The organism is Pseudomonas sp. FEMGT703P (assembly GCF_002786345.1).
Taxonomy (GTDB): Bacteria; Pseudomonadota; Gammaproteobacteria; order Pseudomonadales; family Pseudomonadaceae; genus Aquipseudomonas; species Aquipseudomonas peli.
In genome coordinates this window covers 157,340-181,466 of sequence record NZ_PGCM01000008.1, presented here as the reverse complement: position 1 = coordinate 181,466, position 24,127 = coordinate 157,340, and the positions used below count along the sequence as shown (strand labels likewise).

At 61.1% G+C, this 24,127-nt stretch carries 27 protein-coding genes; 13 read left to right on the top strand and 14 right to left on the bottom strand.

What is annotated here, in order from left to right; genetic code table 11:
* Positions 1-70: 70 nt before the first annotated feature.
* A complete protein-coding gene (locus CUR33_RS12975; protein WP_160086520.1) occupies positions 71-676 on the bottom strand; it encodes a c-type cytochrome in 606 nt (201 codons plus the stop codon).
* Positions 677-721: 45 nt separating this feature from the next.
* Positions 722-1,012 carry a c-type cytochrome gene (locus tag CUR33_RS12970; protein WP_090254425.1) on the bottom strand — a complete coding sequence of 97 codons (291 nt, stop codon included), beginning with the start codon at positions 1,010-1,012 and terminating at the stop codon, positions 722-724.
* Between the two features lie 246 nt (positions 1,013-1,258).
* Between CUR33_RS12970 and yihA the strand changes: the two genes are divergently transcribed.
* A complete protein-coding gene (gene yihA, locus CUR33_RS12965; RefSeq protein ID WP_160086518.1) occupies positions 1,259-1,912 on the top strand; it encodes a ribosome biogenesis GTP-binding protein YihA/YsxC in 654 nt (217 codons plus the stop codon).
* A 306-nt stretch (positions 1,913-2,218) separates the two neighbouring features.
* Here yihA and polA read toward each other — a convergent pair whose 3' ends face one another.
* Positions 2,219-5,074, bottom strand: a complete 2,856-nt coding sequence (gene polA / locus CUR33_RS12960) for a DNA polymerase I (RefSeq protein WP_289239907.1) — start codon at positions 5,072-5,074, stop codon at positions 2,219-2,221.
* Positions 5,075-5,148: 74 nt separating this feature from the next.
* Between polA and CUR33_RS12955 the strand changes: the two genes are divergently transcribed.
* Both CUR33_RS12955 and CUR33_RS12950 read left to right on the top strand, forming a co-directional pair.
* Positions 5,149-5,433 (top strand): DUF2782 domain-containing protein, encoded by a 285-nt coding sequence (locus CUR33_RS12955; RefSeq protein WP_090254419.1) that lies wholly within the window; start codon positions 5,149-5,151, stop codon positions 5,431-5,433.
* Between the two features lie 15 nt (positions 5,434-5,448).
* Positions 5,449-6,399, top strand: coding sequence for a homoserine kinase (locus tag CUR33_RS12950; protein ID WP_289239906.1), 951 nt, complete (start codon positions 5,449-5,451; stop codon positions 6,397-6,399).
* A gap of 14 nt (positions 6,400-6,413) precedes the next feature.
* Here CUR33_RS12950 and znuA read toward each other — a convergent pair whose 3' ends face one another.
* Positions 6,414-7,382 (bottom strand): zinc ABC transporter substrate-binding protein ZnuA, encoded by a 969-nt coding sequence (gene znuA, locus CUR33_RS12945; RefSeq protein WP_289239905.1) that lies wholly within the window; start codon positions 7,380-7,382, stop codon positions 6,414-6,416.
* A 66-nt stretch (positions 7,383-7,448) separates the two neighbouring features.
* Between znuA and CUR33_RS12940 the strand changes: the two genes are divergently transcribed.
* The 7 genes from CUR33_RS12940 to CUR33_RS12910 all read left to right on the top strand — a co-directional run bounded on the left by CUR33_RS12940 (position 7,449) and on the right by CUR33_RS12910 (position 13,177).
* Positions 7,449-7,934 (top strand): Fur family transcriptional regulator, encoded by a 486-nt coding sequence (locus CUR33_RS12940; protein ID WP_289239904.1) that lies wholly within the window; start codon positions 7,449-7,451, stop codon positions 7,932-7,934.
* Positions 7,931-8,737, top strand: a complete 807-nt coding sequence (znuC, locus tag CUR33_RS12935) for a zinc ABC transporter ATP-binding protein ZnuC (protein WP_289239903.1) — start codon at positions 7,931-7,933, stop codon at positions 8,735-8,737. Before CUR33_RS12940 ends, znuC begins: the two co-directional genes overlap by 4 nt.
* Positions 8,730-9,518 carry a zinc ABC transporter permease subunit ZnuB gene (gene znuB, locus CUR33_RS12930; RefSeq protein WP_090254410.1) on the top strand — a complete coding sequence of 263 codons (789 nt, stop codon included), beginning with the start codon at positions 8,730-8,732 and terminating at the stop codon, positions 9,516-9,518. The genes znuC and znuB overlap by 8 nt, the downstream gene beginning before the upstream one ends.
* 68 nt (positions 9,519-9,586) lie before the next feature.
* The gene (locus CUR33_RS12925; protein ID WP_289239902.1) at positions 9,587-10,441 is read left to right on the top strand and encodes a PA5502 family lipoprotein; all 855 of its coding nucleotides are present in this window, start codon (positions 9,587-9,589) and stop codon (positions 10,439-10,441) included.
* Positions 10,442-10,642: 201 nt separating this feature from the next.
* Entirely contained in the window at positions 10,643-11,650 is a 1,008-nt protein-coding gene (locus tag CUR33_RS12920) for a methionine ABC transporter ATP-binding protein (RefSeq protein WP_275959924.1), read from the top strand.
* On the top strand, positions 11,650-12,327 hold the full coding sequence (locus CUR33_RS12915; protein ID WP_090254404.1) for a methionine ABC transporter permease: 678 nt from the start codon (positions 11,650-11,652) through the stop codon (positions 12,325-12,327). Before CUR33_RS12920 ends, CUR33_RS12915 begins: the two co-directional genes overlap by 1 nt.
* Before the next feature lie 79 nt (positions 12,328-12,406).
* The gene (locus tag CUR33_RS12910; RefSeq protein WP_289239901.1) at positions 12,407-13,177 is read left to right on the top strand and encodes a MetQ/NlpA family ABC transporter substrate-binding protein; all 771 of its coding nucleotides are present in this window, start codon (positions 12,407-12,409) and stop codon (positions 13,175-13,177) included.
* A gap of 55 nt (positions 13,178-13,232) precedes the next feature.
* Here CUR33_RS12910 and CUR33_RS12905 read toward each other — a convergent pair whose 3' ends face one another.
* Positions 13,233-14,102 carry a LysR substrate-binding domain-containing protein gene (locus CUR33_RS12905; RefSeq protein WP_289239900.1) on the bottom strand — a complete coding sequence of 290 codons (870 nt, stop codon included), beginning with the start codon at positions 14,100-14,102 and terminating at the stop codon, positions 13,233-13,235.
* 109 nt (positions 14,103-14,211) lie between these two features.
* On the opposite strand from CUR33_RS12905, the gene CUR33_RS12900 reads away from it, so the two are divergent.
* Complete coding sequence (locus CUR33_RS12900) at positions 14,212-14,637, top strand: VOC family protein (protein WP_289239899.1); 426 nt, start codon at positions 14,212-14,214, stop codon at positions 14,635-14,637.
* Between the two features lie 4 nt (positions 14,638-14,641).
* On the opposite strand, the gene CUR33_RS12895 is transcribed toward CUR33_RS12900, so the two are convergent.
* The 5 genes from CUR33_RS12895 to CUR33_RS12875 are packed head-to-tail and all read right to left on the bottom strand — an operon-like array spanning position 14,642 to position 18,566.
* Entirely contained in the window at positions 14,642-15,274 is a 633-nt protein-coding gene (locus CUR33_RS12895; protein WP_289239898.1) for an SCO family protein, read from the bottom strand.
* A gap of 11 nt (positions 15,275-15,285) precedes the next feature.
* Positions 15,286-16,185, bottom strand: coding sequence for a heme o synthase (gene cyoE, locus CUR33_RS12890; protein ID WP_289239897.1), 900 nt, complete (start codon positions 16,183-16,185; stop codon positions 15,286-15,288).
* Between the two features lie 24 nt (positions 16,186-16,209).
* Positions 16,210-17,250 (bottom strand): COX15/CtaA family protein, encoded by a 1,041-nt coding sequence (locus CUR33_RS12885; protein ID WP_289239896.1) that lies wholly within the window; start codon positions 17,248-17,250, stop codon positions 16,210-16,212.
* A 25-nt stretch (positions 17,251-17,275) separates the two neighbouring features.
* The gene (locus CUR33_RS12880) at positions 17,276-17,860 is read right to left on the bottom strand and encodes a hypothetical protein (protein ID WP_289239895.1); all 585 of its coding nucleotides are present in this window, start codon (positions 17,858-17,860) and stop codon (positions 17,276-17,278) included.
* Complete coding sequence (locus CUR33_RS12875; protein ID WP_289239894.1) at positions 17,835-18,566, bottom strand: SURF1 family protein; 732 nt, start codon at positions 18,564-18,566, stop codon at positions 17,835-17,837. Before CUR33_RS12875 ends, CUR33_RS12880 begins: the two co-directional genes overlap by 26 nt.
* An 88-nt stretch (positions 18,567-18,654) precedes the next feature.
* Here CUR33_RS12875 and CUR33_RS12870 point away from each other — a divergent pair, with 88 nt between their 5' ends.
* A complete protein-coding gene (locus tag CUR33_RS12870; RefSeq protein WP_090254385.1) occupies positions 18,655-18,858 on the top strand; it encodes a twin transmembrane helix small protein in 204 nt (67 codons plus the stop codon).
* Between the two features lie 6 nt (positions 18,859-18,864).
* On the opposite strand, the gene CUR33_RS12865 is transcribed toward CUR33_RS12870, so the two are convergent.
* Genes CUR33_RS12865 through coxB form a run of 4 tightly spaced genes read right to left on the bottom strand, consistent with a single transcriptional unit; the run spans position 18,865 to position 23,085 of the window.
* Positions 18,865-19,761, bottom strand: coding sequence for a cytochrome c oxidase subunit 3 (locus tag CUR33_RS12865; protein ID WP_170050130.1), 897 nt, complete (start codon positions 19,759-19,761; stop codon positions 18,865-18,867).
* A 12-nt stretch (positions 19,762-19,773) separates the two neighbouring features.
* Positions 19,774-20,340, bottom strand: a complete 567-nt coding sequence (locus tag CUR33_RS12860) for a cytochrome c oxidase assembly protein (protein ID WP_167146086.1) — start codon at positions 20,338-20,340, stop codon at positions 19,774-19,776.
* 11 nt (positions 20,341-20,351) lie between these two features.
* Positions 20,352-21,956 (bottom strand): cytochrome c oxidase subunit I, encoded by a 1,605-nt coding sequence (gene ctaD, locus CUR33_RS12855; RefSeq protein ID WP_167146084.1) that lies wholly within the window; start codon positions 21,954-21,956, stop codon positions 20,352-20,354.
* A gap of 4 nt (positions 21,957-21,960) precedes the next feature.
* Positions 21,961-23,085 (bottom strand): cytochrome c oxidase subunit II, encoded by a 1,125-nt coding sequence (coxB, locus tag CUR33_RS12850; RefSeq protein WP_289239893.1) that lies wholly within the window; start codon positions 23,083-23,085, stop codon positions 21,961-21,963.
* 362 nt (positions 23,086-23,447) lie between these two features.
* Here coxB and CUR33_RS12845 point away from each other — a divergent pair, with 362 nt between their 5' ends.
* Positions 23,448-24,104: a hypothetical protein gene (locus CUR33_RS12845; protein ID WP_167146080.1), complete on the top strand. Its 657-nt coding sequence runs from the start codon at positions 23,448-23,450 to the stop codon at positions 24,102-24,104.
* Positions 24,105-24,127 lie beyond the last annotated feature (23 nt).

Genomic DNA, 24,127 nt, shown 5'->3' with positions numbered 1-24,127 from the left:
ATGCCCACAATGAAAAAGGGTGGCCTGGGCCACCCTAATTTCATCACAACATGTCGCATGTATTCGCGAATCAATGCAGACCTTGGATAAAGCTGGAAACCGCTTCGATATCCTTGTTGCTCAGCTTGGCCGCGATGGAGCGCATGATCATGGTGTCACCATCGTTGGTGCGGTTGCCTTCGCGGAAATCCGTCAGCTGCTTGGCGATATAGGTTGCATGCTGGCCACCCAGTTGCGGGTAACCGGCGGCATCCAGGCCAGCACCGTTAGGCGAATGGCAGCCGGTGCAGGCCGGCATGCCTTCATCCAATTTGCCGCCCCGGAACAGCTCGCCGCCCCGCGCGACCAATTTCGGGTCAGCGGCGCCCACGCTCATTTGCTGGCTAGCAAAGTAAGCCGAGATGTCCTGAAGATCCTGATCACTCAGGTTATCCAGCAAACCGGTCATTTCCACAATTGGACGGGCACCCGATTTGATGTCCTTCAGCTGCTTGAGCAAGTAGCGCTCGCCTTGCCCAGCCAGTTTCGGGAAGTTCGGCGCAGCACTGTTGCCATCGGCACCATGGCACGCACCACACACAACCACCTTACCCTGGCCAGCTTCAGCATTGCCTGCAGCATGTGCGAAGCCAGTGAGGCCCAGGGTCAACAGCAGACTCACGAGTACTTTGTTCATCAGCTAATCCAATTTGCGACTAAGAAAAAGAGTTTGTGCCCAGGCCTACTCGGACATCAGTTTGATGACCGCTTGGTAATCCTCGGCCGAGCAATCCATGCACAGGCCGCGAGGCGGCATGGCATTTAGACCATTGGTGACGCTCAGTACCAGTGCATCCATGCCCTTGGCCAGACGCGGCTCCCAGGCAGCTTTATCACCACGCTTGGGCGCAGTTGGGATGGCGCCGCTATGGCACACACCGCACGCACGGGCGTAGACGGCTTCCGGGTCCTGTGCAGCTTGAGCACTCAACGACAGCATCAACGCACTGGCTGCAATCAGCAATTTTTTCATCAGATCAACCTCATCAGGGAGGGGAACGTACTGCTTTCTATGGGCAGATGATCTAAATCGTTCCCGTGAACACTTATCCAAAAGCGGGAGAAAGCGCACACAAAATCTGCGCCATTATATACTGGCGTCATTGAAACGGAAACGACGCAGCTTGCCCGCTATGCGGCAACAGGCAGGCTGCGCGCAAATGTCGCAAGGGCATCGCGCCTGTAACGCCACTCTACGCCCGCCCTCACGGATACCCAGATGCAAGCCAAGAACCCCATTATCGGTCTGTGCCAACAGGCTACTTTCCTTATCAGCGCGGCCAAAGTTGACCAGTGCCCTGAAGATTTCGGCCATGAAGTGGCCTTCGCCGGGCGCTCCAACGCCGGTAAATCCAGCGCGCTGAACACCCTGACCCACGCCAGTCTGGCACGCACCTCGAAGACGCCGGGGCGCACCCAGCTGCTCAACTTCTTCAAACTTGACGAAGAGCGCCGCCTGGTCGACTTGCCGGGTTACGGGTATGCCAAGGTGCCGATCCCGTTGAAACTGCACTGGCAGAAACACTTGGAAGCCTACCTGGGCAGCCGCGAATGCTTGCGCGGGTTGATGCTGATGATGGACATCCGCAAACCGCTGACCGAGTTCGATATCCTCATGTTGGATTGGTCGGTTGCCAGCGAAATGCCCATGCATATCCTGCTGACCAAGGCCGATAAGCTGGCTTTTGGTGCAGCGAAGAACACCTTGCTCAAAGTGCGTCAGGATATTCAAAAGGGCTGGGGTGATCGCGTCAGCATCCAATTGTTCTCTGCGCCCAAGCGCATTGGCATCGAAGACGCTCAGGAAGTACTGGCGCAATGGATGCAACTGGGCGAGTTTGCCCTGCCGGATGACGAAGAAACCGAAGCCTGATCCAGACGGCCGAAGGGCAGCCACCCCGGATAGCAGGCAAAAAAAACCCCGAAACTTCTTATGGGGGAGGGAAGTTTCGGGGTTCAACATCCGAACCGCTAGGGCGGGGTCCAGAATCTGCCAACACTTAACACAACAAAGGAGCATCGAATGGTTGTCTAGGCCATTCATAAACTCTGAGTGGTTAAGCCGAGGCAAAGTTCAGGATCGTGGCGTAATTAATTAGTTATAAGCGGGGCCGTATTGATACTCATACGCCTTTAGCGCCCGCCATGCGGACGCTGCAGCCAAATTGCGTCGCGCGAATCAATGGGCTTCATCCCAGTTATCGCCCACACCCACTTCCACCAGCAACGGTACATCCAGCGCGGCGGCATTGCCCATCAGCGGCTTGATCTGCTCGCGTACATGCTCGACCAGATCTTCGCGCACTTCCAGCACCAGTTCGTCGTGCACCTGCAGGATGACTTTGGCATCCAGGCCGGATTCGCTCAGCCAGTTGTCCACGGTGACCATGGCGCGCTTGATGATGTCCGCCGCCGTGCCCTGCATCGGCGCGTTGATCGCGGTGCGCTCGGCGCCTTTACGCAGCGCCTGGTTCTTCGCGTGGATATCCGGCAGGTACAGGCGACGGCCGAACAGGGTTTCGACAAAACCCTGCTCGGAAGCCTGCTCGCGGGTGCGTTCCATATAGGCAAGCACGCCGGGGTAACGGGCAAAATACACATCGATATAGGCCTGCGCCTGCTTGCGGTCGCAGCCAATCTGCTTAGCCAGGCCGAACGCGCTCATGCCGTAGATCAGACCGAAGTTGATCGCCTTGGCGCTGCGGCGCTGATCACTGGTGACCTCCTCCAACGGCACGCCGAACACTTCGGCAGCGGTGGCCTTGTGCACATCGCGGCCATGGCGGAAGGCATCCAGCAGGCTTTCGTCCTTGGCCAGGTGGGCCATGATGCGCAGCTCGATCTGCGAATAGTCCGCCGCCAGCAGCTTGTAGCCCTTCGGCGCGACAAAGGCCTGGCGAATACGCCGGCCTTCAGCGGTGCGGATCGGGATATTCTGCAGGTTCGGGTCGGTGGACGACAAGCGTCCGGTCGCCGCCACCGCCTGGTGATAACTGGTGTGGATGCGCCCGGTGCGCGGGTTGATCTGCTCTGGCAGGCGGTCGGTGTAGGTGCTTTTCAGTTTGCTCAGGGAGCGGTACTGCATCAGCACCTTGGGCAGCTCGAAGTCCTGTTCGGCCAGTTCGGCCAACACCGCTTCAGCAGTCGAAGCCTGACCCTTGGCGGTTTTGCTAAGCACCGGCAAACCCAGTTTCTCGTAAAGAATTACGCCCAGCTGCTTGGGTGACGCCAGGTTGAATTCCTCACCAGCAATTTCGAAGGCCTGACGCTCCAGGGCCACCAGCTTTTCGCCCAATTCGTTGCTTTGAAGGCCGAGCAGGTTGGCATCCACCAACGCCCCCTGGCGTTCGATACGCGCCAGCACCGGCACCAGTGGCATTTCGATTTCCTGCAGCACCTTGGCCAGGCTCGGCTCGGCCGACAGTTTGCTCCACAGGTGCTGGTGCAGACGCAGGGTCACATCGGCATCTTCGGCGGCATAGGGCGCGGCCTGGGCCAGGTCAATCTGGTCGAAGGTCAGCTGCTTGGCGCCTTTGCCGGCGATGTCCTCAAAGCGGATGTTGCTGTGATCCAGGTACTTGAGCGCCAGGCTGTCCATATCGTGACGGGTGGCGGTGGAATCCAGCACATAGGATTCGAGCATGGTGTCGAATGCCACGCCCTGCACCGCGATGGGCGTGCTGGCATTGGCGAGAATGTTGATGTCGTACTTGGCGTGCTGGCCGACCTTGACCTTGTTTGGGTTCTCTAGAATCGGCTTCAGCGCCTTGAGCACCGCATCGCGATCCAGCTGGGTCGGCACGCCCATATAGGAGTGGGCGACCGGGATATAGGCTGCTTCGCCGGCCTTGACCGCAAAGGACAGGCCAACCAACTGAGCCTTTTGTGCATCCAGGCCAGTGGTTTCGGTGTCAAAGGCAATCAACTCAGCGTTGCGCAGTTTTTCCAGCCATTCGTCGAACTGCGCCTGCGTCAGAACGCACTGGTAATCGCCCAACGCAGCCGCTGTGGGCAACTCGGAAACCTCGGCCTCGACAGTAGGAGCATCAGCGGCCGAATTGGCCGGAGTAAGGACAGCAGCGGCACTGGCGCTGGGCGCCAGAGCAAACAGATCATCGGCCGGCGCGGCGACCGGGGCTTTGACCGCCGGGGCCGGATTGCTGCGCAGCAGTTCATCACGCCAGGTCTTGAATTCCAGCTCGGCGTACAGCTCCATCAGCGCCGGCACATCCATCTCGCCTGGGTGCAGTGAGTCGATGGCAATATTCAGCGGTACATCCAGCTTGATGGTCGCCAGCGCGTAGGACAGATACGCCATGTCCTTATGCTCGGTGAGCTTGGCCGGCAGGGTCTTTGCGCCACGGATAGGCAGTTCCGGGACTTTATCGAGATTGGCGTAGAGCACATCCAGACCGCCGCCGACGCCGACCAGCAAGCCCAGCGCGGTCTTTTCGCCGACGCCCGGCACGCCGGGAATGTTGTCGACCTTGTCGCCCATCAGCGCCAGGTAATCGATGATCAGCTCAGGACCGACACCGAATTTCGCTTTCACGCCATCGATGTCGTAGACGCTACCGGTCATGGTGTTGACCAGCGTAACGTGCGGGCAAACCAGCTGGGCCATGTCCTTGTCGCCGGTGGAGATCACCACGTCGCGACCCTCGGCCGCGCACTGGCGGGCCAGGGTACCGATTACGTCATCGGCCTCAACGCCCTCGACACACAGCAGCGGGTAGCCCATGGCTCTGACACTGGCGTGAAGCGGCTCGACCTGAACGCGCAACTCATCGGGCATGGACGGGCGATTGGCCTTGTACTCGGCGAACATTTCATCGCGGAAGGTGCCCCCTTTGGCGTCGAAAACCACGGCAAATGGGCTTTTCGGGTACTGCTTGCGCAGGCTCTTGAGCATGTTCAGCACGCCCTTCACCGCACCGGTGGGCAAGCCCTTGGAGGTGGTCAGCGGCGGCAGGGCATGGAAGGCACGGTAAAGGTAAGACGAACCGTCAACCAGAACGAGAGGGGCTTGGCTCATGAGCAGGATCAACCTTTTCGGCGGGGGCGGCGGTAGAATGGCCGCACCATTGGAATCAAAGGGACAAGGTTATCATGCGCGCACTCAATCGCCTGTTGCTCGCCAGTCTGCTGGCATTCACCACCCTAGTCGCCCACGCCGAAGATCCGGTTTCGGCCGACCCGGATGTAACCATTCGCCAGGACGGCGACCGCACCATCCATGAATACCGGGTCAACGGTTTTCTCTACGCGGTCAAGGTCATCCCTAAAGGCGGCAAACCGTACTTCCTGGTACGCGCCGATGGCAGCGATGGCAACTTCGTCCGCTCGGACAGCCCGGATATGTTGATTCCGGCCTGGGAAATTTTCAGCTGGTAAGAAGGCAGTTCTGCAATGTCGGTGTTTACCCCGCTTGAGCGCCACGAGCTCGAGGCGTTTCTCGCCCCCTATGGCCTGGGTCGCTTGCGCGACTTCCAGGGCATTGCTGCGGGCAGCGAGAACAGCAATTTCTTCGTCAGCCTGGAGCAGGGCGAATTCGTTCTGACCCTGATCGAGCGCGGCCCAAGCGCCGACTTGCCCTTCTTTATAGAACTGCTGGACGTGCTGCACGACGCCGGCCTGCCGGTGCCCTACGCCCTGCGTACGACCAGCGGCGAAGCGCTGCGCAGCCTGGCGGAAAAACCGGCGTTGCTGCAACCGCGCCTGGCCGGCAAGCATGTACATGAGGCCAACCCGCATCACTGTCAGGAAGTCGGTGCGCTGCTGGGGCGCATCCACCTGGCCACGCGCAATCAGCCGCTGCCGCGCAAGAGTGATCGGGGGCTGGACTGGATGCTCGCCGAAGGGCCAAGCCTGGCCCTGAAGTTGCCTGATGAACAGGTGCCACTGCTGCGTGATGCACTGGCGGAGATCCACACGCTCAAGCCGCGCATCCTCGCCTTGCCGCAGGCCAACCTGCATGCCGACCTGTTCCGCGACAACGTGCTGTTCGACGGTAACCACCTGGCCGGAGTGATCGACTTCTACAACGCCTGTTCGGGGCCGATGCTCTATGACTTGGCGATTGCCATGAACGACTGGTGCTCGCGGGATGACGGCAGCCTCGACAGCAAGCGCGCGCAGGCACTGCTAGGCGCCTACGCCGGCTTGCGACCCTTTACTGCGGCCGAAGCTGAACTGTGGCCGGCCATGCTGCGCATCGCCTGTGTGCGCTTCTGGCTGTCACGCCTGATCGCTGCCGAATCCTTCGCCGGCCAAGAAGTGCTGATCCACGACCCGGCAGAATTCCAGCGCCGCCTGGCCCAGCGTCAGCAGGTTGAGCTGGCGCTACCGTTCGCCTTCTAAAGTCCGGGCGCTGATTACAGCGCTTCTAGACACCCGGCCAATTCGCCCGCCATGTTTTCCAGCAGGGCTTCGTAGCCGCCAGCATCCACTGGCAAGGCGCCACCCATGGCGTCCAACTCGGCCAAGGTAACCGGTAGGCCGGCCGTCAGGGTTTGCGCCAGACGCGGGCGAAATGGCGGCTCGCTGAACACACAACTCGGCCCGGCCTGCTGTAAGCGTTCACGCATGGCGGCCACGTGCTGGGCGCCGGGCTGAACCTCGCCCAGCACACTGAATACGCCGGCATGCTTGAGGCCATAGGCGGCCTCGAAGTAGTCGTAGGCTTCGTGGAAAACGAAGTAGGGCTTGCCAGCCAGACCATTCAGGCGACTTTTCAGGCGCTGATCCAGAGCATCCAGACGCTCGCCGAATGCCTTGGCATTGGCCTGGTAACGCGCGGCATTGGCCGGGTCGGCTTGCGCCAGATCAGTGGCAATCTTGCCGGCAATCACCCGGGCATTAGCCGGCAGCAACCAGAGGTGCGCGTCCAGGCTGCCGGGGCGGTGGGCGTGGTCATACTGGTCGGCGGCATGTCCGTGATCTGCGTGATCTGCGTGATCTGCGTGATCATCCTGATGCTCGGCGTGTTGCGCATCGCTGTCGCCAAAATGACGCAAGGACATACCTGGAACATCCTGCACCGCCACACTCGGCTTATCGCGGCCAGCCAGCACGCGCGGCAGAAAGCTTTCCAGATCCGGGCCGATCCAGTACAGCAGGTCGGCTTCGCGCACGCTGCGCACATCGGAGGGGCGCAGCGCGTAGTGGTGCGGTGAGGCGCCCGGCGGTAGCAGCACTTCAGGCTGGCCGACGCCATCCTGCACAGCAGCGGCAATCAGCTGCAGCGGTTTGATGCTGGTCAGCACGCGCACATCGGCGTGAACCGCGAAACTCAGGGGAAAAGTGATAAACAACAGGGCAAAAGCCGGAAAAAGACGCAACACGGAGAGCACTCAAGCGGGAAGGAACAGGTAATATAATAACGTCTCTCACCTTATTCGTCGTTGCCCATGACTCAAGCGCCTCTGGCTTCACGCCCACACGACCATTCTCATTGTGTCAGCCATGCCCTGGCCGAGGCGGAAAGCATCTGCACGCGCCATGGGCTGCGCCTGACCACATTGCGTAAACGCGTGCTGGAACTGGTCTGGGCCAGCCACAAACCGCTGGGCGCCTACGACATTCTCGGCGTGTTGAGCGACGAAGACGGCCGCCGCGCCGCGCCGCCGACGGTGTACCGCGCCCTGGATTTCCTGCTGGAAAACGGCCTGGTGCACCGCATTGCCTCGCTTAACGCCTTTGTCGGCTGCAGCCACCCGGAACACGCTCATCAAGGCCAGTTCCTGATTTGCCGAAGCTGCAATGCGGCCATTGAGCTGGAACAGGCCACGATCAGCAACGCCATTATCAGCAGCGCGGCCGGTGTCGGCTTTGCCGTGGAAAGCCAGACGGTGGAAGTGGTCGGCCTGTGCGCAGGCTGCCAGGAGCCGACATGAGCGATGCCCTGATCCGCCTCACCGGAGTGGGCGTGACCTTCGCCGGGCAGAATGTGCTGCAGGATGTACAGCTCAGCGTAAAGCCGGGTGAAATCGTCACCCTGATCGGCCCCAACGGCGCTGGCAAAACCACCCTGGTGCGCGCCGTACTCGGCCTGCTCAAGCCGGACAGCGGCAGCGTCTGGCGCAAGCCCAAACTGCGCGTCGGCTATATGCCGCAGAAGCTGCATGTCGATGCCACCCTGCCGCTCTCGGTGCTGCGCTTTCTACGCCTGGTGCCGGGCGTCAGCCGCGCGGATGTGCAGGATGCGTTGGCCGAAGTGGGCGCGGAACAGGTAATCGACAGCCCGCTGCAAAGCATCTCCGGCGGCGAACTGCAGCGCGTGCTGCTGGCCCGCGCCCTGCTGCGCAAGCCGGAACTACTGGTGCTGGATGAGCCGGTGCAGGGCGTCGACGTTGCCGGCCAGGCTGAGTTGTACCGCTTGATCACCCAGCTGCGTGATCGTCATGGCTGCGGTGTGCTGATGGTCTCCCACGACCTGCACCTGGTGATGAGCACCACTGATCAGGTGGTCTGCCTCAACCGTCACGTCTGCTGTTCCGGCCATCCGGAACAGGTCAGCTTCGATCCGGCCTTTGTCGAGCTGTTCGGCGAGGACGCCAAGAGCCTGGCCGTCTACACCCACCACCATGACCATGAGCACGATCTGCATGGCGCGGTAGTTACCGAGGCACCTGCGGGCCTGAGCATCAAAGGCCCGGTAAAACCGCATATTCACGGAGATGGCTGCAAGCATGGCTGATTTTCTGCTAAACGCCCTGCTCGCCGGCCTCGCCCTGGCGCTGGTCGCCGGCCCGCTGGGTTCCTTTGTGGTGTGGCGGCGCATGGCTTATTTCGGCGACACTCTGTCGCATGCCGCGTTGCTCGGCGTGGCCCTGGGCCTGATGCTCGACGTCAGCCCGACCCTGGCGGTGACCGTCGGCTGCGTGCTCCTGGCGGTATTGCTGGTGACCCTGCAAAGCCGCCAGCCGCTGGCCTCCGACACCCTGCTCGGGATCCTCGCCCACAGCACCTTGTCGCTGGGCCTGGTAGTACTGAGTTTTATGCAGGATGTACGCATCGACCTGATGGGCTATCTGTTTGGCGACCTGCTGGCGGTCGGCCCCACTGATCTCGCCTGGATCATCGGCGGCAGCGCCCTGGTGCTGGTGCTGCTGGCCCTGCTGTGGCGGCCATTGCTGGCGATTACCGTGCATGAAGAGCTGGCCAAGGTCGAAGGCCTGCCGGTGGCGGCAATTCGTCTGAGCCTGATGTTGTTGATCGCGGTGGTGATCGCCGTGGCGATGAAGATCGTCGGCGTGCTGCTGATCACCTCCCTGCTGATCATTCCGGCCGCTGCCGCCCAGCGCCATGCGCGCACCCCGGAACAGATGGCGTTCGGCGCCAGCCTACTGGGCATCGTCGCGGTATGCGCTGGGCTGAGCCTGTCCTGGTTTCAGGACACGCCGGCCGGTCCGTCCATTGTGGTCAGCGCCGCAGCGTTGTTTCTACTGAGTTTTGCCCTTCCCAGACGCACCGCCTGAAAAATTGGTTGTGTCAGGCGGCGCAGTGTAAACTTGCGCGTTTTTTGCACAATTCGAGACGCGCAGTCATGAAATCGTTCGTTTTCCGTGGTTTTGCCCTGAGCCTGGTTCTGCTGCTGGCCGGCTGCCAAAGTGCGCCGCAGCAACCGGCCAACTTGCCGGTGGATGACCTGGTCAGCGCTTTTCGCCAGCTCGACCAGAGCCTGGCCAGCGGCGACCTGAGCAACGCCGAAAGCCAGCTTGGCAGCCTGCAGCAACGCGCCGCCGGCGATACCCGTCTGGAGCAATACCAGCGCCAACTCGCCGAAGCCCATCTGCAACAGGGCCAGAAAGCCCTGCAGGCCGGTGATTTGGATAACGCCACCAAAGCCCTGAGCCGCGCTCGCAGCCTGATGCCACAGGCGCCGGCACTGACCACCGGCCTGGATGGCGCCATCACCCAGGCCCGTGAAGCCGAACTGGCCGCTGCCGAACAACGTCGCCGTGCCGCCGAGCAAGCGGCTGCCCAAGCCGAAGCCGCCCGTCTGGAGCAAGCGCGTCAGTTGCGCCTGGCGGCCGAACGACAGGCCGCCGCAATTCAGGCCACTCAGCTGCCGAATACCCCGCCAGCCGAAGAGCCCGCACCAGCAAAGCCGCAGGCGAGGCTGATCAACCCGACCGCCGCCAGCAGCGTGATTGGCATGCCGATGCTGGATAACCAGGACAACGAGCGCCTGCGCAGCCTGCTCGACGGTGTGGCGGCAGATATGGTCGCGTTCAACTGCGCGGTGCGCATCGAAGTGCGCCAGGCCAAGGATTTCCCTTGGGTCGCCTCCCTGCTCAACGCGCGGATCAAGCGCCTGGACCCAAGTTTCAGCCCGCGCATAAGCCAGGTGATCAAGCCCGCTCAGGTGCCGCAGCTGGTGCTTAGCCCGCAGCGTTAACCACGTTGCGCTGCGATCACGACCGGGCTTGCCCGGTCGTTTGCATTGGCGCTGGCTACACTGCCCATAGCAGTCAGCCATCTAATGCAATTTAGCTATAACCATAGGTCTACAAAGATTTTTGCGACCTAAACAGCGCCGGGTAGACTAGCCGCCGTTTCGGCCTACCCGGCAGCCCGAAAAACCCAAAAGGTTTATCCCGTGATCAATTTTCACCAGGTCCACAAGGCGTATCGCGTCAGTGGTCAGGACATCCCCGCGTTGCAACCGAGCGATCTGCAGATTGCCCGGGGCGAAGTGTTCGGCATCATCGGTCACTCCGGCGCCGGTAAAAGTACTCTGCTTCGCCTGATCAACCGCCTGGAACAGCCTTCCGGCGGGCGTATCGAGATCGACGGCGAAGACGTTACCGCGCTCGATGCCACAGGCCTGCGGCGCTTTCGCCAGCAGGTCGGAATGATCTTCCAGCACTTCAATCTGCTGTCTTCCAAGACCGTTGCCGACAACGTCGCTCTGCCGCTGAAACTCGCAGGCGAGTTACCGCGCAGCGCGATCAATGCCCGCGTGGCTGAGTTGCTGGCACGGGTCGGCCTGCAGGATCACGCCAACAAGTACCCGGCGCAGCTCTCTGGCGGGCAGAAGCAGCGCGTTGGTATTGCCCGCGCCCTGGCCACCGAACCGAAGATTCTGCTGTGCGACGAAGCCACCAGCGCCCTCGACCCGCAAACCACCGCCTCGGTGTTGCAGCTGCTGGCCGAGATCAACCGCGAGCTGAACCTGACCATCGTGTTGATCACCCACGAGATGGACGTGATCCGCCGCGTCTGCGACCGCGTTGCCGTCATGGATGCCGGCGTTATCGTCGAATCCGGCCCGGTGGCCGAAGTGTTTCTGCATCCGCAGCACGCCACCACCAAGCGCTTCGTGCAGGAAGCCGAGCAGATCGACGAGAACGAACAGCGTGACGATTTTGCCCATGTCGCCGGGCGCATCCTGCGCCTGACCTTCCAGGGCGAGGCCACCTACGCGCCGCTGCTGGGCACCGTGGCCCGCGAAACCGGAGTGGATTACAGCATCCTCGCGGGGCGTATCGACCGCATCAAGGACACCCCCTACGGCCAGCTGACCCTGGCCCTGACCGGCGGTGATCTCGACGCCGCGCTGGCGCGTTTCGAAGCCGCCGACGTTCATCTGGAGGTGCTGCGCTAATGGAAGCCTTACTGACTCGTCTGCTACCCAACGTTGATTGGGCGGAGATCGGCTATGCCAGCCTGGACACCCTGAGCATGCTCGGCGGCTCCATGCTGTTTACTGTGCTGCTCGGCCTACCGCTGGGTGTGCTGCTGTTTCTCACCAGCCCACGGCAGATGTTCGAACAGAAGGCCTTCTACGGTTTTCTGTCGCTGCTGGTGAACATTCTGCGTTCGGTGCCGTTCGTGATCCTGCTGATCGTGATGATCCCCTTCACGGTGATCGTCACCGGCACCTCGCTGGGCGTCGCCGGGGCCATCCCGCCACTGGTGGTGGGGGCCACGCCGTTCTTCGCGCGCCTGGTGGAAACCGCGCTGCGTGAAGTCGACCGCGGCATTATCGAAGCGACCCAGGCCATGGGCGCGACCACCCGGCAGATCGTGGTCAACGCCCTGTTGCCCGAGGCGCTGCCCGGGATCATCGCCGCCATCACCGTGACGGCAATTACCTTGGTGTCCTACACCGCCATGAGCGGCCTGATTGGCGGCGGCGGCCTCGGCGACCTGGCCGTGCGTTATGGCTATCAGCGTTATCAGCCGGACGTGATGGCGGTGACGGTGATCCTGCTGCTGGTGCTGGTACAGATTCTACAAACCGTCGGCGACAAGCTGGTGGTGCACTTTTCCAGAAAATAAGGTGCCCCACGGGGCACACAAAATAGCGGAATACCGGTTACCTGCCGGACTCCGCACACATCCCACAAGGAGCTTTACGATGAAAAAACTGATCGCTGCATTCGCTGCCCTGGCAGCCTTCTCCGCCCAGGCCGAAAGCCTGAGCGTCGCGGCCACTGCCGTACCGCACGCGGAAATCCTCGAGTTCGTTAAGCCGGCCCTGGCCAAAGAAGGCGTTGAGCTGAACATCAAGGTCTTCACTGACTACGTGCAGCCGAACGTGCAGGTTGCCGAGAAGCGCCTGGATGCCAACTTCTTCCAGCACCAGCCGTACCTGGATGAATTCAACAAGAGCCGTGGCACCGAGTTGGTCAGCGTAGCCGGCGTACACGTCGAACCTTTTGGCGCCTACTCCAGCCAGCACAAAAATCTCGCCGACCTGCCGCAAGGCGCTAACGTGGTGATCCCGAACGACGCCACCAATGGCGGCCGTGCCCTATTGCTGCTGCAAAAGGCCGGGCTTATCACCCTGAAGCCGGAAGCCGGCATCCTCGCCACGCCAAAAGACATCGTCGAAAACCCGAAAACCATCAAGGTGCGTGAGCTGGAAGCGGCTACTCTGCCGCGCGTGCTGACCCAAGTCGATCTGGCGCTCATCAACACCAACTACGCCCTGGAAGCCAAGCTCAACCCGACCAAGGATGCGCTGATCATCGAAGGTAACGACTCGCCGTACGTCAACATCCTGGTTGCGCGTGCCGATAACAAGGACAACGCCGCCCTGCAGAAACTGGCCAAGGCGCTGAACAGCGCCGAAGTGAAAGCCTTTATCGCTGAGAAGTATCAAGGCGCTGTGGTTCCAGCGTTCTAAGACGCCGCGTTAGCTGCCCCCTCTGCCAAACCCCGCCTCGTGCGGGGTTTGTCGTTTAGGGGCCGGCGGCCGCGTCACGCAGGCAGTCCAGCAGGCAGTCCAGAGCGGGCTGACGCTGAGCGCGGCGCAATATCGCCACCAGTTCGCGGTGGAAGGTCAGCTCGCCCAGCTCAATCACCCGTAACTGTGTTGGCCGCTGCAGCCACAGACCCGCGCGCGGAATCAGTGACACACCAAGCCCGCACTCGACCATCCTTACGATGGCCTCCAGCTCATCCAGTTCCAGCGCTTCCTGCACCACCAGACGCTGCTCGCGGAGGAACTGGTTGACCCGTCGCCCGCCAAACGAGCGTCGGTCGTAACGCACGAACGGCTGCTCGGCAAGGATCTGCAATGGATCATCCGCCGTTACGCCGAGCGGAGTGATCAGCACAAACGGCTCGCGCGCCAAGCTGATCTGCAGCAGCTCCTTGGGCAGCTCAAACGGCGGCTTGATCAGCAGCGCCAGGTCCAGTTCGCCGGCATCGATCTGGCTCAGCAGGTTCAACGACACCCCCGGCACCAGCTTCAGCTCGACCCGTGGGGCGGCCGCGCGGAATCGCGGTAGGGCTTCGGGCAGCAGCCCCGTCTGCAACGTGGCAATCGCGCCGACCTTAAGCTCGCCCTGCCACTCGGCCGCGCTGGTCGGCAGGGCCATCTGCGCATAGAGCCCAAGCATCTGCTCCGCCAGCGGCAAGGCATGCCGACCGGCCGCATTGAGCACCGCCGAGCGTCCACTGCGCTCGAACAGACGGACGCCCAACCCCTGCTCCAGCACGCGCATCTGCGCGCTCACCGCCGACTGAGTCAGGCCAACCTGCTGGCCGGCTGCCGCAAAGGTGCCATGCCGCGCCACCGCCACAAAGGTTTTCAACTCGCGCAGCATCGACGCCTCGACTGATCAATTTTGTTTGTGCTTGCGAGCAAGGATATTCGCTTTTAATCAGAATCGCTGTTGCTGAGAATCAGCAGACCGCCCTTTCAGGAATCTCAACATGGCTCTCGCACCCTTTCACCTGGCAATTCCCGTCTACGACCTGGCTGCCGCACGGCATTTCTATGGCGAGGTATTCGGCTGCGCGGAGGGCCGCAGCAGCGACCACTGGGTGGATTTCGACTTCTTCGGCCACCAGCTGGTGATCCACCATGCGCCGAAGATGGCCTATCAGGAAGCCGCGCACAGCAACCCGGTGGACGGCCACGACGTGCCGGTGCCGCATTTCGGTGTGGTGCTGGGCTGGGATGATTGGCAGGTACTGGCGGCGCGGCTACAGGCCAAGGGTACGCCATTTGTGATCGAACCCTATGTGCGCTTCGCCGGCCAGGTCGGTGAGCAGGCCACGTTGTTCCTGCTCGACCCGTGCGGCAACGCCCTGGAGTTCAAGGCGTTCAAGGACATCAGCCAGCTATTTGCCAAATAGTTGGTTACGGGCGATCGAGTAGGCCGGGCAGCTGCGCGGCCAGCTTGGTGTTGTTGATCGGCGCGCGGATAAAGCCACGCTGCTTGCCGTCCGGGCCGATCAGCACCAGGTTGCCGCTGTGATCGACGGTGTAGTTTTCCTTGCTGGTATCAGCCGGGATAAACGGAATGCTGACGCCGTTGGCCAGCTTCTGGATGATCGCCTCTTCGCCGGTCAGGCCGATAAAACCGGCATCAAAATACTCTAGGTACTTCTTCAACTGCTCCGGGGTGTCGCGGTTCGGGTCAACCGTAACCAGCACGATACGCAGCTTGGCCAGGGTTTCCGGCGGTAGCTGGCCCTGCAGCTGGCGCAGCTGGGCGAGGGTGGCCGGGCAAATGTCCGGGCAGAAGGTGTAACCGAAGAACAGCAGGCTCCACTGGTCCTTGAGCTGATCAACCGCCACGGTCTGCCCATCCTGATTGGTCAGGCTCAGCTCTGGCAGGTTGCGGCTTTGTGGCAGCAGCACGATGCCGGCATCCAGCAGCACCGTGGGATCACCCTGGCCCTTGCTGGTCAGCACCTTGTTGACGGTCAGGCCCAGCACCAGGGCAACGATGGCAACGAGAACAAAAACGGTGATCTGGGTTCGGGTCATGGCACCAACGATTACAGGTTTAACAGCAGATAGTGGTCGACCAGCAGGGCGATAAACAGCGCGAAAAGATACCAGATGCTGTATTTGAAGGTGTTGATCGCCGCATGCGGTTTGCTGTCACGGTACAGCACCACCGCCCAATGCAGGAAGCGCCCACCCAGCACCACCGCACAGGCCAGATAGAGCAGCCCGCTCATATGAATGGCGTAAGGCAACAGAGTCACAGCAAACATGACCAGGGTGTAGAGCAGGATATGCACCTTGGTGTAGTGCTCGCCATGGGTCACCGGCAGCATGGGGATATCGGCCTTGGCATATTCCTCTTTGCGGTGGATGGCCAGGGCCCAGAAATGCGGCGGCGTCCAGGCGAAGATGATCAGCACCAGCAGCAGCGGTTCGGCGCTGACGTGCCCGGTAACGGCGACCCAGCCGAGCAACGGCGGCGCAGCGCCGGCCAGGCCGCCGATGACGATGTTCTGCGGCGTGGCACGCTTGAGAAAGCCGGTGTAGAGCACCGCGTAACCGAGCAGCGAGGCCAGGGTCAGCCAGGCCGCCAGCTCGTTGGTAAAGGTCAGCAGCAGCGCCATCCCGGCCACCGCCAGCAGCAGGGCAAAGCCCAGCGCCGCGGTCGGCGACAAACGCCCAGCCGTTACGGGTCGTTTATGGGTGCGCGCCATGATCGAATCAATACGCCGGTCGACCACATGGTTGACCGCCGCCGCCGCGCCGGCACACAGACCGATACCCAGGTTGCCGAAGATCAACACCTCCCAGGCGACGCCTGCGCGGGTGGCGAGAAACATGCCGACCAAAGAGGTGATCAGCATCAGCACCACCACGCGGGGCTTGGTCAGCTCCAGATAATCGCGCCACGTGGCGTGGGCTTGCTGTTCGCGCACTAGAGTAGCCATAAGGTCTCTCCTCGATTGTTCTGGTTATTTGCCGGGCAGCGCAGTGAAGCCGACGGGCGTATCTGTCACGGGGGATGCCAGCCGTGCAGGGCTGCGCAACCGGTAATTGATCAGTACCAGGGTCAGCAGCAGCGCAGCGCCGCCGAGGTTGTGCGCCACCGCCACCAGCAACGGCAGGTGAAACACCACGTTGCTGATGCCCAGGCTGATCTGCACAGTCAGCGCCAGCACCAGCAACCCGGCCAACCGCGCCAGGCCATGGCGTTTGAGTTGCCAGGCCAACAGCAGCAGCACCAGGGTCACCAGCAGCGCGCCAATGCGGTGGGTCATATGAATGGCGGTGCGCGCATCGCTGTCGAGCTGGCCGCCGAGGTAGTTGGGGCCGATATGCTGGGTCAGGTGAAAGCCATTGGCAAAGTCCATCGCTGGCCACCATTCGCCATGACAGGTCGGCAGATCGACGCAGGCGACCGCCGCATAGTTGCTGCTGACCCAGCCACCGAGGGCGATCTGCCCGACAACCAGCAGCAAACCAAGCGCCGCCAGGCTGCGCAGGCGTGCGGGCAGGTTGGCCAAGGCGGCCGCCTTACCGGATAGACGTAGCGTTAGAAGAAACAACAGGCTAAGGGTGGCGAAACCACCGAGCAGATGCGCCGTAACAACTTGCGGCCAGAGTTTCAGGGTCACCGTCCACATGCCGAAGGCTGCTTGCAGCGTCACCAGGCCCAGCAAAAACAGGGGCAGTTTGAGTGGCTGATCTACCTCGCCACGGCGGCGCAGCGCCTGTACCGATAGGCCGAGAATCACCAAGCCCAGGACGCCGGCAAAATAGCGGTGGATCATCTCGTACCAGCCCTTGGCGACTTCGACCGGCGCTTCCGGAAAACGCGCCTCGGCCAGGGTCTGTTTATGCTCGCTCATCGGCACGCCGATAAAGCCGTAGCAGCCCGGCCAGTCCGGACAACCGAGGCCGGCGTGGGTCAAGCGGGTATAGGCACCGAGCAGCACCACCACGACCGCCAACACAGTGGCGAACAGGGCAAAACGGTAACCGGGCTTGCTCATCATCAGTCCTTAGCCGTGGGCAGCATTAACCAATTTGCGAAATTTTCAGCAGGTGCCGCAGGTCGTTGAGAATCGCCTTGCCCTTGCTGGTGGCGTCATAACGCAGCACCAGATTGCCGTGTGGATCGACGATCCACAGCTGCGCGCCGGAGGCGGCGCCGGCGGTTTTGCCGTAAGCATCCAGCTGCAGCTGATAGCGCGTCAGCTGCGGGTATTCGCGGCGTAGCTGGGCGTCATAATCGCCGACGATGGGCTGGGCACTGGCCAAACCATGGGCAGCGCGGCCAACATCACGGTTGAGGCCGATATGCACCTGACGGGCGAGGAACACCAGTTCCTTGCAGGCGGCATCGCAGACATCCGGCACGGTCACCAACAGTTGCCAGCGCTGCTCATCGGCACCGACCACGCCGAGGTCGGCGCGGGTCTGCCCGGTGCCGATCAGTTCGCCGTGGTAGCTGCGGGTTTCCGGCACCCAGAAGCGCCACTGATACATGGCGCTGGCGAGAATCATCGGGCCAATAACCACGGCCAGAATCAGGATCAGTTGCAGCCGCCCACGGCGACGCTGGCTGGGTGACACTTCAGGCAGGGCGATGGCTGGGTTCATGGCGAGTCTCCCGCGCGTTAGATAGACCTAAATAGATAAACAGGCAGAGCAAGGCCGCCGCCAGGGCGAACCATTGCACGGCATAGCCAAGGTGTTTGTCGGGGCTCATGGCGATAACCGGCCAATCGCTTTGAAATGAAGCTGGACCCGGTTCGAGGCGCACCTCATAGCTCAGGCCACCACGCCCTAGTTGCTGCCAGAGGTCATCCGGCTTGACTTCGCTGACCACCTGCGGCCAGCCAGGAGCAGGTTGCGCATCCTGCAGCTGAAACGCTTCACCCAGCGGCACATACACCGTGGCTTGCAGGCGTAGCGGCGTATCCGGGGTGGCGAAAGTTGGGCTGATGCGACGGTCCGGCCAGGGCAGCCAGCCGCGATTGAGCAACAGCCAGAGACCGCTGGTTTGGTCATAGAAGGGTTGCAGCACTTCCACGCCAACCTTGCCGTCGCGGGTGCGGTTGTCTAGCAGCAGGGTATGCCGCGCATCGAAAAAGCCCTGCAGCTGCACACGTTGGTAAGCCGGATTGGGCTGGCGCTCCAGCTCATCGATGCTGATCGGTGCGGCCAGTTGCTGGGCTTGATGCGCGGCCAACAGCTCGCGCTTTTCTTCTGCACGCGACAGCTGCCAGAAGCCCAGGGCGACCAGGCAGGGAAATAGCAGCAGCACCAGTACGCTGGGCAGCCAGCCAGGACGGAAGGCGCTCATGGCAACCTTCCTAAAGCCCTGAACAAGCTGGCTATACTGCACCTGAAGCGCATTTCCCTTCCCCCGAAGTTCCGCTTGGGAGTCACGCATGCTCAAAGCCGCGATCGTCCTGTTACTACTGGCTACTCTGGTCAGCCTATTCAGTGGCCTGTTCTTTCTGGTCAAGGACGAAGGTAGAACCTCCCGTGTGGTCAACGCGCTGACTGTACGCGTGAGCCTCACTGCCTTGACCGTCGCCCTTATTGCCTGGGGTTTCTACAGTGGCCAACTGGTCTCGCATGTCACCTGGTAAGGCTCGTCACAGCACATAAACGAAGACGAACAAACCAATCCACACCACATCGACAAAGTGCCAATACCAGGCCGCCGCCTCGAAGCCGAAGTGTTGCTCGGGGCTGAAATGGCCGCGAATAACCCGAATCAACATAATGCTCAGCATCAGCGCGCCCAGGGTTACGTGGGCGCCGTGAAAGCCGGTGAGCATAAAGAAGGTCGCGCCGTAGATGCCCGAACCCAGGGTCAGGCCCAGTTCGGTGTAAGCGTGGATATATTCCTCGACCTGCAACACCAGAAAGGCGATGCCGAGAATCACTGTTAGCGCCAGCCACAGGGTCAGCGGCTTGCGGTGGTTCTTGCGCAGCGCGTGGTGGGCGAAGGTCAGGGTAAAACTGGAAGTGACCAGCAGAATGGTGTTGATCAGCGGCAAACCCCAAGCGCTGATGGTGCCACTCGGCGCCGGATAAAGTTTCGGGTCAGGCGTATTGAGCATCGGCCAGCTGTACTCGAAGCCCGGCCAAAGCATATTGGCGATGCCCTTGTCGCCTTCCCCACCAAGCCAGGGGCCGGCCCAGGTACGCACATAGAACAGCACGCCGAAGAACGCCGCAAAGAACATCACCTCGGAAAAGATGAACCAGCTCATGCCCCAGCGGAATGAGCGGTCCATTTGTGGGCTGTACATGCCGGAGCGGCTTTCCTTGATTACATTGCCGAACCAGCCGAACAGCATATAGGCGAGAAACAGGCCGCCGATAAAGAAGATCAGCGGGCCGTTGGAATCGGCACGATCGGCCTTCATGTCGTTGAACCAAGTGCCTACGCCGTACACCGAGAACAGCATGCCCAGGGTGGCGATGATCGGCCACTTGCTCTGGGCCGGGACGTAATAGCTTTCGTGAGTTTCGTGACTCGACATTTATTGTTCTCCTTATGGAGCCGCCCGGGTAAGGGTCGCTTGTGCCACCGGCGGTTTGCGCACGGTGATATCAAACAAGGTGTAGGCCAGGGTCAGGTGGCGAACATCTGCCGGTAAGTCTCTATCGACGATAAACCGCACCGGCATTTCGATACGCTCACCGGGTTGCAGTACCTGCTGGGTAAAGCAAAAACACTCGGTCTTGTGAAAATAGGCAGCGGCTTTGGACGGCGCCACACTGGGGATCGCCTGCGCGGTCATCGGCTTGTCGGTGGGGTTGTAGGCGACAAACAGCATCTGCGTGCTGTCACCCGGATGCACCAGAACCTCGTCGGCCTGGGGACCGAACTCCCAGACCATCTCAGCGGCATTGGTGGCGAGAAACTGCACCCGCACCTGGCGCGACTCATCGGTGCTTTGCAGCCCAGCCTCATAGGCACCGGCGGTTTTGCCGTTGATGCCAAAGGCCTGGCACATCACGTCATAGATCGGCACCAGAGCGAAGCCGAAGCCGAACATGCCGACCACCACCAGTGACAGGCGGATAACTAGACGGCGAGTCGACAGGGCTTCACTCATCGGTCGGCTCCCTATTTCACTTCAGGTGGTGTGGAGAAGGTGTGATAAGGCGCCGGCGACGGCACTGTCCATTCCAACCCTTCGGCACCGTCCCAAGGCTTGGCCGCAGCGGGCTTGCCGCCACGGATGCACTTGATGACGATAAACAGGAACAGCAACTGAGTGGCGCCGAACATAAAGGCGCCGATGCTCGAGACCATGTTGAAGTTGGCGAACATCATGTTGTAGTCCGGAATACGCCGCGGCATACCGGCCAGACCGACAAAGTGCATCGGGAAGAACGCCATGTTCATACCGATAAAGCTCATCCAGAAATGCAGCTTGCCGAGGGTTTCGTCATACATATGACCGGTCCACTTCGGCAGCCAGTAGTAGGCCGAGGCGAAGATGCCGAAGATCGCCCCAGGCACCAGAACATAGTGGAAATGCGCCACCACGAAGTAGGTGTCGTGGTACTGGAAGTCCGCCGGGGCGATGGCCAGCATCAGGCCGGAAAAGCCACCGATGGTGAACAGGATGACGAAGGCCACCGAAAACAGCATGGGCGTTTCAAAGGTCATCGAGCCGCGCCACATGGTGCTGGCCCAGTTGAACACCTTCACCCCAGTCGGCACTGCAATCAGCATGGTCGCGTACATAAAAAACAGCTCGCCAGTCAGTGGGATGCCGACGGTGAACATGTGGTGCGCCCAGACGATAAACGACAGGAAGGCGATGCTCGCCGTCGCATAAACCATAGAGGTGTAGCCAAACAGCGGCTTACGGGCGAAGGCAGGAATGATCGCACTGACCGCGCCGAACGCCGGCAGGATCATGATGTACACCTCGGGGTGACCGAAGAACCAGAACACGTGCTGGAACAGCACTGGGTCACCGCCACCAGCGGCACTGAAGAAGCTGGTGCCGAAGTGGATGTCCATCAGCATCATGGTGACGCAACCGGCCAGTACCGGCATGACCGCGATCAGCAGGAAGGCCGTGATCAGCCAGGTCCAGACGAACAGCGGCATCTTCATCAGGGTCATGCCGGGGGCGCGCAGGTTGAGGATGGTGGCGACCACGTTGATCGCGCCCATGATCGAACTGATGCCCATCAGGTGCACGGCGAAGATAAAGAAGGTGACCGATTCAGGCGCGTAGGTGGTCGACAGCGGTGCATAGAAGGTCCAGCCGAAGTTCGGTCCGCCGCCCTCCATAAACAATGTGCTGATCAACATGCCGAACGCAGCAGGCAGCAGCCAGAAGCTGAAGTTGTTCATCCGTGGCAGGGCCATGTCCGGCGCGCCGATCATCAGCGGAATCATCCAGTTGGCCAGGCCAACAAACGCCGGCATCACCGCACCGAAGACCATGATCAGGCCGTGCATGGTGGTCATTTGGTTGAAGAATTCCGGCTGCACGATCTGCAGGCCCGGCTGGAACAGCTCGGCACGAATCACCATGGCCATGCTGCCACCCAGCAGGAACATGGCGAAGCTGAACCACAGGTACATGGTGCCGATGTCTTTATGGTTGGTGGTCAACACCCAGCGCATCAGGCCTTTAGCCGGGCCGTGGTGATGGTCATGTCCGGCATGACCGTGGCCAGCGTGGCCCGGATCGATCACTGCACTCATGTCCTTACTCCTGAGCCTGTTTGAACGCGAGGACGTCTTTCGGCGTGACCATGTCGCCTACCGCATTGCCCCAGGCATTGCGTTCGTAGGTGATGATCGCGGCGATATCGACTTCCGAGAGTTGCTTGCCAAAAGCGGCCATCGAAGTGCCCGACTTGCCGTTGAACACGATGCCGATATGACCGGCCGCAGGTCCCATGGCAATCGCCGAGCCTTTGAGTGCAGGGAACATCGGCGGCAGGCCTTCACCGGTTGGCTGGTGGCAGGATGCGCAGTTGGTCTGGTAGGACTTCTCGCCACGCGCCATCAGCTCGTCCATGGTCCACTCTTTAGTGGTCAGCTCACGTTCAGCGGCAGCTGCCACCTTGCGCTCGGCGAGCCAGGCGGCGTAGTCCTCTTTCGACTTGGCTTCAACCACCACAGGCATAAAGCCGTGATCCTTGCCGCACAACTCGGTGCATTGGCCACGGTAGATGCCGGGCTCGTCGATACGTGTCCAAGATTCGTTGATAAAACCAGGGATGGCGTCCTTCTTCACCGCAAGTGCCGGCACCCACCAGGAGTGGATCACGTCGGCGGCGGTGATCAGGAAGCGCACTTTGGTGCCGACCGGCACCACCAGCGGCTCGTCCACCTCGAGCAGGTAGTGCTCGCCCTTGGTGGCCTTGTTGTTGATTTGATCCTTGGGCGTGGTCAGGTTGCTGAAGAACTCGACGTCTTCACCCAGGTATTTGTAGTGCCATTTCCATTGATAGCCCGTGACCTGAATATCCAGCTCGGATTCGCTGGAGTCATAGATCTCGATCAGGGTCTTGGTCGCCGGTATCGCCATCAGCACCAGAATCACCAACGGCACGACCGTCCAGAGAATCTCGACCGTGGTGCTTTCATGGAAGTGCGCGGGCTGTTGGCCTGTTGAGCGACGGTGGACGAGCATCGACCAGAACATCGCGCCGAACACGATCACGCCGATGACGACGCAGATCCAGAAGATGGTCATGTGCAAATCAAATACTGAGCGGCTGACCTCGGTGGCACCGGGCGTCATATTGATGCCCCAGCTGGCGTGTGCCGAGCTGAATACCAACCACAACAGGAGGCCCATCCAGACTCGTGGATGTCGCATCATTGCGGGTTCCCCTTAATTGTTCTTGTTATCCCGCCGAATCGGTCAGTGGCTCAGCAAGCGCAGATCTTTACGGTGAAAATGCCTGCGAGGACTGTCCATGCCAGAGCCGATTCGGAGTTATCAGGTACTGCCTTTCGAATTCGAGTATAGACACGGACTTACACCTGGCAACGCGAAAGCCGAAATGAGCCATGCACGGCAGACCACACGCTAAAGACCACGGCTGACACGGGATCGCCGGAGGTTGGCGCTGCGACATATAGCCGACTCGCATAACTGTTTAATAATTATGACAATCGGGTCTTAGCCAAGACGCTCAGCCAGCTAAGGTTCTCGCCCATGTCCTCATTTCAGGAGCAGTCATGAACATCGCCGCTTTGCACGTACTGATTCAGCGTGCGCACCAACACGAAGCCAGCACGGGTCAGCTGGCCAGTCAGATGCAAGCCCACCTGGGTCAATTGCACCCCTCCATTCGCCTGCCCAATGAAGACACCCACGGCGTGTTGCAGCGTTTTGTCAGCGCGTATATCGAACAGGTGCCAGAACTGTTGCAGGCGGCCCATGAGGTTTCGCTGGAAGCAGGAATCGAGGCGCAGATCAAACCGGTGCTCAAGGTGGCTGAGCAGTTTTTTCTGCAACCGCCAGCGCTGATGGCCGGCCATGAGGGGCTTGAGGGATTACTCGACGAGGCCTATCTGGCCCATCGCTTGGTCGAGGAAGTGAATGATCGCTACATCGCCCACCTGGGCGCGCCGTTGATTCCGCTGGATACCACAGTGGCCAACCTGATCGCCCACCAATTGATCGGCGAGGCCTTTGCCAACCAATTGGACGAGGCCGTGCACCATGCGGTCGACGGCATGCTCGACGAGGCCAGCTTTGCTCAAGACTCAGTGCAAGCCTACCGCGAACGCCTGAACAACCCGCAAACAGATGCGGCCTGGAAGCGCTGGCCATGCCTATCTCGGCAGCTCGGTGTGGAGCTGCAGCTGAATGAAACCCGCGCGACGGGTTGACTGGCCTTAAACCCAGCGCGCGT